The sequence below is a fragment of the Novosphingobium sp. genome, assembly GCF_039595395.1.
In the GTDB taxonomy this organism is placed as follows: Bacteria; Pseudomonadota; Alphaproteobacteria; order Sphingomonadales; family Sphingomonadaceae; genus Novosphingobium.
On record NZ_JBCNLP010000006.1, the window covers coordinates 165,162 to 179,099 of the forward strand.

General features: G+C 67.5%; 13 protein-coding genes. 10 read left to right on the forward strand and 3 right to left on the reverse strand.

The genetic code is table 11. The features are described 5' to 3' along the window. Nucleotides 1-74: 74 nt before the first annotated feature. The 5 genes from ABDW49_RS20990 to ABDW49_RS21010 are packed head-to-tail and all read left to right on the forward strand — an operon-like array spanning nt 75 to nt 7,321. Nucleotides 75-1,280, forward strand: coding sequence for an MFS transporter (locus ABDW49_RS20990; RefSeq protein ID WP_343614934.1), 1,206 nt, complete (start codon nt 75-77; stop codon nt 1,278-1,280). Between the two features lie 41 nt (nt 1,281-1,321). Then, entirely contained in the window at nt 1,322-1,654 is a 333-nt protein-coding gene (locus ABDW49_RS20995) for a hypothetical protein (protein WP_343614936.1), read from the forward strand. Between the two features lie 59 nt (nt 1,655-1,713). Further along, nucleotides 1,714-2,973, forward strand: coding sequence for a TolC family protein (locus tag ABDW49_RS21000; RefSeq protein ID WP_343614938.1), 1,260 nt, complete (start codon nt 1,714-1,716; stop codon nt 2,971-2,973). Then, nucleotides 2,970-4,130 (forward strand): efflux RND transporter periplasmic adaptor subunit, encoded by a 1,161-nt coding sequence (locus tag ABDW49_RS21005; protein ID WP_343614940.1) that lies wholly within the window; start codon nt 2,970-2,972, stop codon nt 4,128-4,130. The genes ABDW49_RS21000 and ABDW49_RS21005 overlap by 4 nt, the downstream gene beginning before the upstream one ends. After that, nucleotides 4,127-7,321: a CusA/CzcA family heavy metal efflux RND transporter gene (locus ABDW49_RS21010; protein WP_343614942.1), complete on the forward strand. Its 3,195-nt coding sequence runs from the start codon at nt 4,127-4,129 to the stop codon at nt 7,319-7,321. Before ABDW49_RS21005 ends, ABDW49_RS21010 begins: the two co-directional genes overlap by 4 nt. A 47-nt stretch (nt 7,322-7,368) precedes the next feature. Here ABDW49_RS21010 and copD read toward each other — a convergent pair whose 3' ends face one another. Together copD and copC are read right to left on the reverse strand one after the other, a co-directional pair. Then, a complete protein-coding gene (gene copD, locus ABDW49_RS21015) occupies nt 7,369-8,265 on the reverse strand; it encodes a copper homeostasis membrane protein CopD (RefSeq protein WP_343614944.1) in 897 nt (298 codons plus the stop codon). Continuing rightward, nucleotides 8,262-8,651: a copper homeostasis periplasmic binding protein CopC gene (copC, locus tag ABDW49_RS21020; protein ID WP_343614946.1), complete on the reverse strand. Its 390-nt coding sequence runs from the start codon at nt 8,649-8,651 to the stop codon at nt 8,262-8,264. The genes copD and copC overlap by 4 nt, the downstream gene beginning before the upstream one ends. 140 nt (nt 8,652-8,791) lie before the next feature. On the opposite strand from copC, the gene ABDW49_RS21025 reads away from it, so the two are divergent. From ABDW49_RS21025 to ABDW49_RS21045, 5 genes are all read left to right on the forward strand, one after another. Then, the gene (locus ABDW49_RS21025; protein ID WP_343614948.1) at nt 8,792-9,064 is read left to right on the forward strand and encodes a hypothetical protein; all 273 of its coding nucleotides are present in this window, start codon (nt 8,792-8,794) and stop codon (nt 9,062-9,064) included. Next, entirely contained in the window at nt 9,061-9,501 is a 441-nt protein-coding gene (locus ABDW49_RS21030; RefSeq protein WP_343614950.1) for a periplasmic heavy metal sensor, read from the forward strand. Before ABDW49_RS21025 ends, ABDW49_RS21030 begins: the two co-directional genes overlap by 4 nt. Nucleotides 9,502-9,579: 78 nt before the next feature. Then, the gene (locus ABDW49_RS21035; protein WP_343617339.1) at nt 9,580-10,092 is read left to right on the forward strand and encodes a sigma-70 family RNA polymerase sigma factor; all 513 of its coding nucleotides are present in this window, start codon (nt 9,580-9,582) and stop codon (nt 10,090-10,092) included. A 50-nt stretch (nt 10,093-10,142) separates the two neighbouring features. Continuing rightward, the gene (locus ABDW49_RS21040) at nt 10,143-11,837 is read left to right on the forward strand and encodes a copper resistance system multicopper oxidase (protein WP_343614951.1); all 1,695 of its coding nucleotides are present in this window, start codon (nt 10,143-10,145) and stop codon (nt 11,835-11,837) included. 14 nt (nt 11,838-11,851) lie between these two features. After that, nucleotides 11,852-12,814, forward strand: coding sequence for a copper resistance protein B (locus ABDW49_RS21045; protein WP_343614952.1), 963 nt, complete (start codon nt 11,852-11,854; stop codon nt 12,812-12,814). A 58-nt stretch (nt 12,815-12,872) separates the two neighbouring features. Here the strand turns inward: ABDW49_RS21045 and ABDW49_RS21050 are convergent, their stop codons facing one another. Further along, nucleotides 12,873-13,808 (reverse strand): glyoxylate/hydroxypyruvate reductase A, encoded by a 936-nt coding sequence (locus tag ABDW49_RS21050; protein WP_343614954.1) that lies wholly within the window; start codon nt 13,806-13,808, stop codon nt 12,873-12,875. Nucleotides 13,809-13,938 lie beyond the last annotated feature (130 nt).

A 13,938-nucleotide genomic window follows, 5' to 3' on the forward strand; every position in this document is an offset into this window, starting at 1 on the left:
CATGGCGCGGCATGGGTGAAAAATATCCCCCTGGGGGGATAGACAGCTATCCCCCCAGGGGGATATGAGGGGGCATGCTCGCTGTTCTCGCCAACCGCACCTATCGGCACCTGTTCCTGGCGCAGATCATTGCGCTGGTGGGGACCGGGCTGGCCACCGTGGCGCTGGGCCTGCTGGCCTATGACATCGCCGGCAGTCAGGCCGGCGCGGTGCTGGGCACGGCTCTGGCGATCAAGATGATCGCCTATATCGGCGTCGCCCCGCTGGCCGGAGCTTTCGCCGATCGCGTGCCGCGCCGTGCGCTGCTGGTCGCCATGGATCTGGCTCGGGCCTGCGTGGCCCTCAGCCTGCCTTTTGTGACACAGGTCTGGCAGGTCTATGTGCTGATCTTCGTGCTGCAATCGGCATCGGCTGCTTTTACGCCCACCTTTCAGGCCACGATCCCCGATGTGCTGCCCGATGAGCAGGATTATACGCGGGCCCTGTCGCTCTCGCGCCTGGCCTATGACATGGAAAGCCTGACCAGCCCGATGCTGGCCGCCGCCCTGCTGACGGTGATGAGCTATCACTGGCTGTTTTCAGGCACGGTGATCGGTTTTATCGGCTCGGCGCTGCTGGTCGTGTCGACCATCCTGCCGCGTGCCGAACCCGCATCGCATGAGGGGGGCGTCTATGCCCGCACCACAAGAGGCGCCCGCCTGTATCTGGGCACGCCGCGCCTGCGCGGCCTGCTGGCCTTGACGCTGGCCGCCGCTGCCGCCAGCGCCATGGTCATCGTCAACACGGTGGTGATCGTGCGCGGGCTGGGGCTTGGGCAGAGCGAGGTGGCGCTCACGCTGGCTGCTTTCGGATCGGGCTCGATCCTCACCGCGCTTGCCCTGCCGCGTATCCTCGATCGCGTGGCGGACCGCACGGTGATGCTGCTGGCGGCGGTGGGCATGGTGCTGATGCTGGCGCTGCTGGCGGCGGTGACCGCCTCGATGCGGCATGGCACGCCCTATTGGCATGTGCTGCTGCTGGGTTGGCTGTTTCTGGGCATTGCCTATTCGGCAAGCGTCACCCCTTCGGGACGCTTGCTGCGCCGCTCGGGCGAGGCTGCCGATCGTCCCGCGCTTTTCGCGGCACAATTCGCGCTCAGCCATGCCTGCTGGCTGATCTGCTATCCGCTGGTGGGGCTGATCGGCGCGCGCATCGGGATGGCGGCCGCCTTCGGCGCCATGGCTGTGATGGCCGCCATCGGCACTGTGGCGGCGATGCTGCTCTGGCCATCGCGGTCATGACGGCCTTGCCGCGCTCCCGAGTCGGCACTAGGCTGCCTGTCATGAGGGCATTTCGCTCATCCGCGCTGTTGGGGGCGCTGGCGCTGCTGGCCGTGCTGGGGATGAGCCTTGCCGCAGGTTGGCACAGTGCCGCTTTCCACGATGACGATGCCGCCCATGTCGCGGCTCTGGATCACCACGACAGCACGGGCCATGATGACCCTGACAGCGGCGTGCATCTGGTCGCCCATGCCATCGGACACTGGTTCGTGACGCCGCCGCTGGCGGTAACGCCGCGTTTGTGGACCAGCGGCCTGCATCTTCGCCTGCTGCGCGAAACGCCTTTGCTCAGCGGTATCCCTGGCGCCACACCGCTGCGACCTCCCTCGCTCTGATCCTTCGCCGCCCGCGCAGCCGCGCAGGCGGGAGACGTGTCTCGTGAAGGATCATCATCATGACCGACCATTCCGGTCGACGGCGCAGTCTTGCGCCGATCGGCATGCTCGCCGCGACAATGCTGGCGGGCTCGGCGCTGGCTGAACCGGCGCCACCTTTCGCGCAGCTTCTGCGGCAGGCCCAGCAATCGCCGCATGTCGAGGCGTTGCAATCCGATGTCGAGCGGGCACAGGGGCTGGCCGTGCAGGCTCGCGCCCGTCCCAATCCCACCGTCAGCCTTTATGGCGAGAATTTCGCCGGTTCGGCGCCTTACAACGGCTTTGGCGGCACGCAGACGACGTTTCAGGTCAATCAGCCGCTCGAACTGGGCGGCAAGCGCACCGCACGGATCGAGGCGGGGCAGGCGGGCGTCACCGCCGCCCGGTTGCGCAGCCAGGAAGGCCGCCTGACCTACGCTTTCGATCTGGCCCGCGCCTATGCCTCGGTCGAGATCGCCGACAAGCGCATCGAACTGGCCGAGGATGAGGTGGAGGAAGCCACCGCCGATCTCATGCTGGCCCGCGCTCTGGTGGCCTCGGGCAAGGAGGCGCGGCTGCGGTCGCTTCAGGCTGAAACGGAGCTGAACACGCTTCAGGCCGACCTTGTGGTCACACAGGCCAATCGCAAGGCCGCGCTCCTGCGCCTGTCCGCTCTGGCCGGTGTCGAGACGCCCTTCACGGCGCTTGGCGAGTCCCTGCTCGAACGCCAGTCCTCGCGCCCGGCGATGGGGCCGATCGACCCGATGCAGATGGCCATGGTCCGCGTCGCCGAAGCGGAGGGCGATGCCGCAAGGCGCCGCGTCACGCTTCAGCGCAAGGCGGCCATCCCTGATGTCACCATGCAGTTCGGGGTGCGGCGGCTGGAGCAGGAGCGCTCCAACGCGCTGGTCGCGGGGATTTCCGTGCCGCTTCATCTTTTCGACCGCAACCGGGGCAACATTGTCGCGGCGCAGGCGGAGGAACGCGGCGCGCAGGCCCGGCTGGCCGATGCCAGGCTGGAAGCCAGAGCCGAGGTCGAGGCTGGCCAAGCCCTGCTGGAAGCCGCAGAAGCGCGGGCACAGGCAACGGCCAGAACGCTGGCGACAGCGGAAGAAACCTACCGGCTGGCGCGGATCGCTTATGAGGCGGGCAAGTCCCCGCTGATCGAACTGCTCGCCGCCCGTCATGGGCTGGGTGTTGCGCGTGGCGTCCGGCTCGATGCCAGTGCCGCCAGCCTTGATGCCCGTGCCAATCTTGCCCGCCTGCAAGGGCTCACGATTACCGGAGAACCGGTCCAATGAACCAGAAAAACAAGCTCTATGTCGGCGGCGCTCTCGGGTTGGCCGTTGCAGCCACGCTCGGCTTCGGTGCCGCCCGCCTGACTCAGCCGGTCCCCGCCGCGCCCCAGACGGACAACAAGCCTGCCGCCCCCGGCGATAGCGTCACCATGTCCGCGCAGGATGTCGGCCAGTCGCAGATCACGGTGGCTCCGGCGATGACGGGCGCGCTCGATGCGGCCGTTATGGCCTCGGCCACGGTGGAGGCCATGCCCGATGCGCAGGCCGTGTTGACGGCCCATGCCCCCGGCACGGTCACCCGCATCCTCAAGCGCATTGGCGATCCGGTGCGCGCGGGGGAGGTGCTGCTGCTGGTCGAAAGCCGCGATGCCTCGCAGATCGCGGGGGATCAGGCGGCGGCGGCGGCCCGTGTCGCTCTGGCCCGGCAGCAGGCGGCGCGCGAGCAGTCGCTGGTGGCGCAGGGCGTGTCGGCCCGCGCCGATTATGAAACCGCTCAGGCCAATCTCGCGGTGGCTCAGGCCGAGGCGCGCCGCGCCGCCGGGGCGGCCGGGGCCGTGCGCCTGGCGCGCGATGGCCGCAGCGTGGCGGTGGTCAGCCCGATCAGCGGGCGGATCACGGCGCTCCCGGCCAATCTGGGGCAGTTTGTCCCGGCGGAGACCGAGCTGGTCCGCGTCGCCGATCCTCGCCGCATCCAGATCACGGCCAGCCTGCCGGTCAGCGATGCCGCGCGGGTGCGCACCGGGGACAAGGTGGAACTGACGAGCGGCGATGGCGGGAAAATCGAGGGGCGCGTGCGCTCATCGACCGGCGTGGCCACGGCCGATACAAGATCGGCCACGGTGGTGATCGAACCTTCGGGCGGCTCTTTCGTGCCGGGGCAACTGGCGCAGGTGCGTATTTTCGCCTCCGGGCTGGCCGATGGCGGCGGCGTGAAAAGCGGCGTGATCGTGCCGCAGGACGCGGTGCAGACGCTGGGGGATCGCTCGGTGGTCTTCGTGCGGACGGCCAATGGCTTCAAGGCGCGCCCCGTGCAGATCGGCAGCCGGGGTGAGGGGCTGGTCTCCATCGCTTCGGGGCTGAGTGCCCGGACGAAGATCGCCACCAGCAATGCCTTCCTGCTGAAGGCCGAGATCGAGAAGAGCGAAGGAGGCGACGAATGATCGCCCGCATCCTTGCGCTCTCGGTCCGCCAGCGCTGGCTGGTGGCGGCGCTCACCCTGCTGGTGGTCGGTTTCGGGGTGATGCAGATCATGCGTCTGCCGATCGATGCCGTGCCCGATGTCACCAATCGTCAGGTGCAGATCAGCACCTTTGCTCCCACGCTGGGGCCGGTCGACATCGAAAAGCAGGTCACCTTCCCGGTCGAGACGGCGCTGGCGGGCATTCGCGGCCTGACCATGACCCGCTCCTTCTCGCGCAATGGCTTCAGCCAGGTGACGGCGGTGTTCACCGATGCCACCGACATCTATTTCGCCCGCCAGCAGGTGAGCGAGCGGCTCAATCAGGCCAAGGACAGTTTTCCCGCCGGGATCCAGCCCACGCTGTCCCCGCTCAGCACCGGGCTTGGCGAGATTTTCTTCTATTCCATCGCTTTCCGCCATCCCGACGGCAAGGGCGCGACCATCGCCAACGACAAGGCGGGATGGCAGTCGGATGGCAGCTATCTCACCCCCGAGGGCGAGCGGCTGACCACCGAACTGGAAAAGGCGGCCTATCTGCGCACCGTGCAGGACTGGATCATCCGCCCGCAGATGCGCAATGTCGAGGGCGTCGCCGGGGTCGATTCCAACGGCGGCTATGTGAAGCAATATCTGGTCGAACCCAATCTGACGGCGCTGACGACCTATGGCCTGTCCATCACCGAACTGGCGGCCGCGCTGGAACGCGCCAATGTCTCGGCGGGATCGAACTATGTGCGCCGCGCGGGGGAAAGCTTTCTGATCCGCGCCGATGCCCGTCTGAAATCCATCGCGGATATTCAGGAGGCCGTGGTGGCCACGCGCGGCGGCGTGCCGGTGCGCGTGAAGGATGTCGGCCAGGTGGTGATCGGCGGAGCGGTGCGCACCGGTTCGGGCAGCCTGATGGGGTCGGAAGCGGTGATCTCCACCGTGCTGATGCTGGTGGGCGAGAACAGCCGGGTCGTCGCCAACCGGGCCAGCGACAAGCTGACCGAGGTGAACCGCGCCCTGCCGCCCGATGTCTTTGCCGAGCCGGTCTACAACCGCTCCAAGCTGGTCAATGCCACCATCGCCACGGTCAGCAAGAATCTGGTGGAAGGGGCCTTGCTGGTCATCGTGGTGCTGTTCCTGCTGCTGGGCAACATTCGCGCCGCGCTGATCACGGCGGCGGTGATCCCGGTGACGATGCTGATGACCGCCTCGGGCATGAACGGTCTGGGCGTCTCGGGCAATCTGATGAGCCTAGGCGCGCTCGATTTCGGGCTGATCGTCGATGGCGCGGTGATCGTCGTGGAGAACACGCTGCGCCATCTCGCCGAGCGGCAGGAGCATGAGGGCCGCCTGCTGACGCTGAAGGAGCGCATGGAGGAAACCATCGCCTCGGCCACCGCCATGGTGCGCCCGACGGTCTATGGCCAGCTCATCATCTTTCTTGTCTTTGTGCCGTTGCTCACCTTTCAGGGGGTGGAGGGCAAGACCTTCTCGCCCATGGCGATCACGCTGATGATCGCGCTGGCTTCGGCTTTCGTGCTCTCGATCACCTTCGTGCCCGCGATGACGGCCATTCTGATCTCGGGCAGGGTCAGCGAAAGCGAGGTCAGGCCCGTGCTGTGGTTCAAACAGCGCTATGCCCCATGGCTGGAGAAGGCCGTGGCAAGGCCCATGCCTTTCATTCTGGGCGGGGCAGGGGTGTTTGTCGCGGCGGTGCTGGGCTTTGGCCTGCTGGGGCAGGAGTTCATGCCTCAGCTTGACGAGAAGGACATCACCGTCACCAATTTCCGCGTGCCCTCCGCCTCGATTGATCAGTCGACGCAGATGCAGATGCAGATCGAGAATGCCCTGAAAAGCCTGCCCGAGGTGGCGCTGGTCTTTTCCAAGAACGGCAATGCCGATCTGGGCACCGATCCCATGCCGCCCAACGCTTCCGACACCTATGTCATTCCCAAGCCCGAGAAGGAGTGGCCCGCCGATGTCAAAAGCAAGGCCGATATCCTGCGCCACATCGAGGAGAAGATGAAGCCGCTGATCGGCAACCGGACCGAAATCCAGCAGCCGATCCAGATGCGCTTCAACGAGCTGATCGCGGGCGTGCGCGCCGATGTGGCGGTCAAGCTCTATGGCGACGATCTCGACCAGATGACCGTGCAGGCCCAGCGCATCGCCGGCATTCTGCGCAAGATCCCCGGCGCGGGCGATGTCAGCGCCGAACAGACGGCGGGGGCGCCGACCTTCGATGTGAAGATCGACCGCATGGCCGCCGCCCGTTTCGGCCTCTCCGTGCAGGAGGTGGCCGATACGGTTGCCTCGGCGCTGGGCGGACGCGAGGCGGGGCTGCTGTTCGAAGGCGATCGGCGTTTTGCGGTGGTGGTGCGTCTGCCCGATGTGCAGCGCGACGATCTGGAGGTGCTGGGTTCGATCCCGATCATGCTTCCGGCGGCCGAGGGGCAGATCGCAAGATCGATCCCGCTGCGCGAGGTGGCGCGTTTCAGCTACACGCAGGGTCTCAACCAGATCAGCCGCGAGAATGGCAAGCGCATGGTGACCGTGCAGGTCAATGTGCGCGGGCGCGATCTGGGCGGCTTCGTGAAGGAGGCGCAGCGCAAGGTCGAGGCCATCGATCTGCCCCCCGGCATGTACACCGGCCGGGGCGGCACCTTTGAAAGCCTGCAATCGGCGCGGCTGCGGCTGATGCTGGTGGTGCCGGTCTGCTTTGCCGCGATCTATGGCCTGCTCTATCTGGCGCTGGGCGGATTTGCCCCTGCGGGCATCGTGTTCAGCGCGGTGCCGATGGCGCTGGCGGGCGGGGTCTTTGCCCTGCTGCTGCGCGGCATTCCCTTCTCGATCACGGCGGCGGTGGGGTTCATCGCGCTGTCGGGCGTGGCGGTGCTCAACGGTCTGGTGATGATGGAGGCGATCCGCCGCCATCAGAGCGAGGGCGCGCAGGACGAGCAGGCGATCATCGGCGGCGCCATGGAGCGGGTCAGGCCGGTGCTGATGACCGCGCTGGTCGCCAGCCTTGGCTTTGTGCCCATGGCGCTGGCCACCGGCACCGGCGCCGAGGTGCAGCGCCCGCTGGCCACGGTGGTGATCGGCGGGCTGGTGACCTCGACCGCGCTGACGTTGTTGGTGTTGCCCGCCATCACCGCCTGGGTCGGTCGCATGCGGCGCGGGTGAGATGAAGAGGGCGGGTGGATGCGCCACCCGCCCTCTCATATCCGGGATCAGGCTCCGGTGGGGTCGAGCGTCCCGGCCAGAGCCACGCACCAGATCACGCCAAGGGCGAGCAGCATCTCCAGCGAGACGCTGCCGCGCAGGGCCGCGAGAGCCTTGTGCCGGGCCAAGGGCTGAGAGGCCCGCTCCAGTGCGGGCACCAGATGAAAGCGGTTGTGCGCGGCCAGCAGGAACATGCCGGCAAACAGCGCCAGCTTGGCGATGATCAACTGCCCATAAGGCGTATGGGCGATGGCGGGCCATTCGCCCGGTGCCGCGAGGAACAGCAGATTGCCCAGCCCGCTGACGAGCAGCACGCCCACCAGCACACCGCCGATCAGCGCAAAGCCGGAGAGCATGCGCAACAGTTGCGAGAGAGACACGCGGTCCTCGGCCTGAGCACGCCACAGGCGGGCGGTGAAGAGCAGCAACGCCCCCACCCAGGCAAGGCCGCACCACAGATGGGCCATGTCGCCCGCCAGCCGGATCAGACCAGCGCCTCCCTGCGAAGCGGCACCGTGGCCGCCCCATGCCAGACTGGCCGCGGCCACACCCGCAACCACAGCCAATGTGCCCAGCGAGCCGCCAGCAAGCGCGAGGATCAGGCCGATCAGCAAGGCACAAAGCCGCGCAAGCACACTCCAGCCCAGCGCGGAATGGCAGGCCATCATCATGACCATATCCCGGTCGAGATCGGTCAGGTCGCAGCCCATCATCGCGGCCATCGTCAGGAGAAAGCCCAGCGTGCCGATGCCAAGCCCGGCCAGACAGCCGATGCCCAGAACCAGCCGCCCCGCCCCGCCGATCCGGCGTTCCCCCAGCAGATATGCCGTGAAGGGAACGCCGAACACCAGCGCCAGATCGATGAACTGCGCCCAGCGCAGCCAGACCTGCGCCCCGTCCATCATTTGACGGTGAAGGTCAGCTTGCCCGTGACGCGATGCGTGTCGGTGGAAACGACATGCCAGTCGGCCTCATAGGTGCCGGCGGGCAGGGGGCGGGCCAGCTTGGCCAGCAGGGTCACGCCATCGGGCGCGACGCTGGTCTTCACGCCGGTCATCTTCATCGGCTGGTGGTGATCCATGCCCGGCATGCCGGTCATCATCAGATCCATGCCCGACATGGCGGCCATCAGCGGCTCGCTGAAGGTCACCGAAACCTGCGTGACATTGCTGGCGGCGGCGCCTTCGGCAGGCTTGGCCGAAACCAGCTTGGGATGGGCCATGGCGGGGGCGGCAAGGCCCGCAACGGCAAGACCGGCAGACAGAACGGCGGCGAGAAGACGATGACGCATCGAGGAAACTCCCGTTTGGTTGTTCCGGGGATACGCAGCGGCGGCGCGGCCCCCTCGAAAATTTTTGCTTCGGGCAAAAATCGTGAGGGATGCCGCGCGATGCTGCGTATGGAGAGGCGTGCACCAGAGGATTTTCGCGCATGACCGACCTTGACCACCTGCTTGCCGGCCTTGGCGACAGGCCGCTCGACCCCCGCCTTGCCGCGATCGATGCCTCGGTCTTTGCCGGGCTTGAGGCCGAGCAGCGGCCCGCCCTGTCGCGCGGGGCGCTGGGTGTGCTGACCGGGCTGGCCATGCTGGGCGGCGTTCTGGCCACAGCGTGGCCGGCTCCGGCGGCGCTGGCGGGCAGTGCTACGCCGATCGGGGTGCCGCGTGAGTTGATGCCCTCCACCCTGTTGGGAGAGGAGCCGTGAACCGGCGCTCCTCGCTGATCCTGGCGGCGGCGCTGGCTTTCGTGGCGGCGGTCGGCGGGGTCTGCCTCGGGCATATGGTGATCGCCCCGCCGCGCCCGGTGGAAAGCCAGATGCATCAGTTGCTGCATGAACAGCTCAACCTCGATGCCGCCCAGTCGGCGCGGGTCGAGGCGCTGGAAAAGGATTTCGCGTTGCGCAAGGCCGCGCTGGAGGCGCAATTGCGCGCCGCCAATGTCGATCTGGCCGCCGCCATCGAGGCCGAGCATGGCTATGGCCCGCGCGTCGCCACCGCCGTGGACAAATCGCACCATGCCATGGGGGAGCTGCAGAAAGCCACGCTGGAGCATGTCTTTGCCATGCGCAGCGTGCTGCGCCCCGATCAGGCGAGCCGCTTCGACGCGGCGATCGTGAAGGCCCTGACCGGTCCGGCCAAATGACGGCAGGGACAGGCAGGCGGGAGGCGGTTCTTGGCTGATCTGGCCGGGCTCAGCGATGGGGATCTTGCCGTGTTGGCCATGGCCGGGCGGCAGGCGGCCTATCGCCTGCTGCTCGACCGCCATCGCGCGCTGGTCTTCCGCATTGCCCGCAACCATTGCGGCGATGACGATGCCGCATTGGACATCACGCAGCAGAGTTTCGTCAGCGCCTTTGCCGCGCTGGCCCGTTACGATCGCGCGCGGCCCTTTGCCCATTGGCTGGCGCGCATCGCGCTCAACAAGTGCCATGACTGGGGCCGCCGCCGCAAGGTGCGCGATTTCTTCAGCTTCGCCCGCCCGCTCGACGAGGCCACGCAGATCGCCGCGCCGCAGGTCGCTGCCGACACGCAGCTTGCCGATGCGCAGGAGCTGCGCCGGGCGATGGCGGCGATGGCCCGCCTGCCCGACCGGCTGAAAGAGGTGCTGGTGCTGCGCACGCTGGAGGGCATGAGCCAGAGCGAGGTTGCCAGCCTGCTGGGCATCAGCGAAAAGGCGGTCGAAACCCGCCTGTACCGCGCCCGAGAAAAATTGGCGGTCCTTTTGAGGGGTTGATGGCCGGGCCGCGTATCAACAGGCAGACCATCTTTCGGGACAGAAACATCATGTCATCCTGGATCATCGACCGACGCGCCCTGCTGGGGGCCGTCGGTCAGCTTGGCGGCGTCGCGCTGGCCGGGCAGGCCACGCCCGGCTGGGCCAAGACCCTCTCGCAAGGCGGGGCTGCCTTGCCCTCGTCCGAAGTGCTGTCGGGCGAGGCGATCACCCTGCGCATCGGCAAGGGGCATGTGACCATCGGCGGCAAGCCCGCCAAGGCGATCACTATCAACGGCACCGTGCCCGGCCCGATGCTGCGGCTGAAGGAAGGCCAGATGCTGCGCCTGACCGTCATCAACGAGCTGGATGAGCCAAGCTCGCTGCACTGGCACGGGCTGGTGCTGCCCTTCCAGATGGATGGCGTGCCGGGGGTGTCCTTCCCCGGCATTCCGCCGCGCTCCAGCTTTACCTATGAGTTCCCCATCGTTCAGCACGGCACCTATTGGTATCACAGCCATTCGGGCCTGCAGGAGATGATGGGCTGCTATGCCCCCATCGTCATCGAACCCGCCGAGGCGCTGCCGGCGCCTTTGCCTTCCATGCGCGAGCATGTGGTGCTGCTCTCCGACCACAGCTTTGTGAACCCGGCCCGCATCGCGCGCAATCTGAAGGTCGAGGCCGATTACTACAACCGCCAGCCCCAGACGCTGTCGGGCCTGATGGCCGGGCATGAGCTGTCGATGGATCAGCGGCTGATGTGGGCGAAGATGCGCATGTCGCCCACCGACATCGCCGATGTCACGGCATCGGTGATGCATTATCTGGCCAACGGCCATGGCCCGGACGAGAACTGGACCGGCCTGTTCACCCCCGGCGAGACGGTGCGGCTGCGTTTCATCAACGCCGCCTCGATGACCTTCTTCAACGTCCGCATTCCGGGGCTGGCGATGCAGGTGGTGGCCGCCGACGGGCAGGATGTGCAACCCGTCACCGTGGAGGAATTCCAGTTTGGCGCCGGTGAAACCTATGACGTGATCGTTACCCCGCAGAACCGCGCCTACACGATTGCCGCCGAGACGATGGACCGCTCCGGCATGGCACGCGCCACGCTCGCCCCTGCCGCGGGGATGGCGGCGCCGGTGCCGCCGCGACGCGCAAGGCCGCTGCTGACCATGAAGGATATGGGCATGGATATGTCGGGCGGGGCGATGAAAGGCATGTCCATGAAGATGCGCGATGGCTCGCTGGCGCCGCAGGTGAAGATGGGGCCGGGCGTCGACATGATCAGCGCCATGCCCGAGGACCGTATGGGCGACCCCGGCATCGGCATGGGCGATGTCGGCCACAAGGTGCTGACCTATCGCGATCTGGTGGCGCTGCATCCCAACCCGGACCTGCGCGCGCCCGAACGCGAGATCGAGGTCCATCTGACCGGCGCCATGGAGCGCTATATGTGGTCGATGGACGGCAAGACCATGAGCCAGGCCCACGAACCCATCCCCATGCGCAAGGGCGAGCGGGTGCGTTTCACGCTGGTCAATGACACGATGATGGCGCATCCCATCCATCTGCATGGCCATATCTTTGAGCTGGTCACCGGCCATGGCGACCATTCGCCGCGCAAGCATACGGTGACGGTGCAGCCCGGCGGCAAGGCCAGCTTCGATGTCACCGCCGAGCCCGGCGACTGGGCGTTTCACTGCCACCTCTTCCTGCATATGGCGATGGGCATGATGCGTGTCGTCCAGGTGCGTCCGGCGTGATGGGGGGCAGGATCATGACTCATCGCTGCGCCGTCGCGCTGGCCGCGCTGGCCGCGCTGGCTCTGGCCCTGCCGGCCATGTCCCATGCGCAGGACACGATGCCGGGGATGGATATGGGCGGCCATCAGCATCACCATGCCCCGGCTCCACCCGCGCAACAGGCGGCGGATCAGCCGGCAGCGCCTGCCGCTCCGGCTACGGAGGGGGCGAGCGACGAGCCCAAGGGCACCGACCAGTCCCCGGGCAGCGCCGAGCCGCCGCCCGTCGCGCATGATCTGGCGGGCAGCCGCTATTGGGACCCGCAGGCGATGGCGCAGGCGCATCACGCGATGATGACCGAGCGTCCGGCCCCGCTTTATGGCGCGGTGAAGATGGACATCGCCGAATATCAGTTCGGCAAGAATGGCGACTCCTGGCGCTGGGAGGGCGAGGGCTGGCTGGGTGACACCAACCGCCTGTGGGTCCGCAGCCGCGGCGAAGGCCCGGTCGGTGGCCGTCTGGAGGATGCCGAGGTGGAAGCCGCCTATTCCCGCGCGATCAGCCCCTGGTGGAACCTGCAGGCGGGTGTGCGTCAGGATCTGGGCACCGGGCCGGTGCGCACCCATGCGATGCTGGCGCTCGAGGGGCTGGCGCCCTATCGCTTCGAGATGCTGGCGGCGGCCTATCTCTCCGACAAGGGGCAGTGGACCGGGCGGATCGAGGCCTCGGTGGATGAACGGGTGACGCGACGCATCGTTCTGCAGCCGCGCGTGGAGTTCAACCTTTCAGCGCAGGATATGCCGCAGCAGCGGCTGGGCGCGGGGCTGACCACCGCTGAGCTGGGCTTCCGCCTGCGCTATGAGTTCAGCCGCAAGTTCGCGCCCTATCTGGGCGTTTCATGGACATGGGCGGGCGGGCGCACGGCCGACTACCGCCGCGCCGATGGGGAAAGCCCCTTGGCCCGTGTCTTCGTGCTGGGCATTAAGAGCTGGTTCTGAGGTGAGCGCCGGGCGGGGATGATCGCCCCGCCCGGCGCGCTCGGCCAGTATCCTGTGGTCAGTATTGGGTCTTGGGATCGACCAGCCCCGGCAAGGGCGTGCCTGCCAGATCCGCGCGGATCGCCTCGGCAACCACCATCGCGCTGGAGGCGGGGAGGGTGGCGCTGGCGATATGCGGCGTGACCTCGATGGCGGGATGGCGCCAGAAGGGATGATCGGCGGGCAGCGGCTCGTTCTCAAAGACGTCGAGGATGGCCGCGCCGATCTGGCCTTCTTCCAGCGCCGCCAGCAGATCGCCTTCCACCAGATGCGCGCCGCGCCCGGCATTGATGATCGCGGCGCCGCGCGGCAGGGCCCCGAACAGATCGGCCTTGAGGATGCCGCGCGTTTCGGGCGTCAGCGGCAGCAGGCAGACCAGAATGTCGAGATCGCTCAGGAAGGCGGCCAGTTCCTCCTGCCCCGCAAAGCAGTCCACGCCCGGCATGGCATGGCGCGAGCGGGCCCAGCCCGAGAGGCGGAAGCCGAAAGGCGCCAGCGCGGTCAGCGCGGATTGCCCCAGGCGCCCCATGCCCAGCACGCCGACGCGCCTGTCAGCCGCGCGCACCTGCGGGCGGTGAGTCCATTCGCCTCTGGCCGCTGCGGCGCGGTAGTGGTGGAGGTCGCGGTGCAGCGACAGGACGCCTGCCGCGACATATTCGGTCATGCCCTCGGCCAGCGCCGGATCGATCATGCGCAGCACGGGCAGGCCATCGGGCACCACGCTCAGGTCGAGCTGATCGACGCCAGCCCCAACCGACAGCAGAAAACGCAGATTGGGCAGGCCATCGAGCAGCCCTTCGGGCAGCGTCCAGGCGCCGACATAGCCGATCTCGCCGGGATCGCCGACATCGGGCCATTGGCGCACCTCCAGGCCGGGGATCATCTGCGGCAGCCTTTCGGCCCAGATGCGCCCACGCTCGGGCGAGCCCACGTGAAGAAAGACGGGAGGAGTCATGGTCAGCGCCACCGTTGCAAGGGACAGAAACAGCGCCCGAACCATCATGGGACGGTTCGGGCGTGGGGTGATCGGTCGCATGTCTGCGGGATGCGCCGCCGCCGGGCAAGACCCGTGCGGCGCCGCATCC

Bases quoted from the DNA above. Each gene is read 5' to 3' on its own strand.
- ABDW49_RS20990 (WP_343614934.1), top strand. From the start codon at position 75: ATGCTCGCTGTTCTCGCCAACCGCACCTATCGGCACCTGTTCCTGGCG.
- ABDW49_RS20995 (WP_343614936.1), top strand. From the start codon at position 1,322: ATGAGGGCATTTCGCTCATCCGCGCTGTTGGGGGCGCTGGCGCTGCTG.
- ABDW49_RS21000 (WP_343614938.1), top strand. From the start codon at position 1,714: ATGACCGACCATTCCGGTCGACGGCGCAGTCTTGCGCCGATCGGCATG.
- ABDW49_RS21005 (WP_343614940.1), top strand. From the start codon at position 2,970: ATGAACCAGAAAAACAAGCTCTATGTCGGCGGCGCTCTCGGGTTGGCC.
- ABDW49_RS21010 (WP_343614942.1), top strand. From the start codon at position 4,127: ATGATCGCCCGCATCCTTGCGCTCTCGGTCCGCCAGCGCTGGCTGGTG.
- copD (WP_343614944.1), bottom strand. From the start codon at position 8,265: ATGATGGACGGGGCGCAGGTCTGGCTGCGCTGGGCGCAGTTCATCGAT.
- copC (WP_343614946.1), bottom strand. From the start codon at position 8,651: ATGCGTCATCGTCTTCTCGCCGCCGTTCTGTCTGCCGGTCTTGCCGTT.
- ABDW49_RS21025 (WP_343614948.1), top strand. From the start codon at position 8,792: ATGACCGACCTTGACCACCTGCTTGCCGGCCTTGGCGACAGGCCGCTC.
- ABDW49_RS21035 (WP_343617339.1), top strand. From the start codon at position 9,580: ATGGCCGGGCGGCAGGCGGCCTATCGCCTGCTGCTCGACCGCCATCGC.
- ABDW49_RS21040 (WP_343614951.1), top strand. From the start codon at position 10,143: ATGTCATCCTGGATCATCGACCGACGCGCCCTGCTGGGGGCCGTCGGT.
- ABDW49_RS21045 (WP_343614952.1), top strand. From the start codon at position 11,852: ATGACTCATCGCTGCGCCGTCGCGCTGGCCGCGCTGGCCGCGCTGGCT.
- ABDW49_RS21050 (WP_343614954.1), bottom strand. From the start codon at position 13,808: ATGACTCCTCCCGTCTTTCTTCACGTGGGCTCGCCCGAGCGTGGGCGC.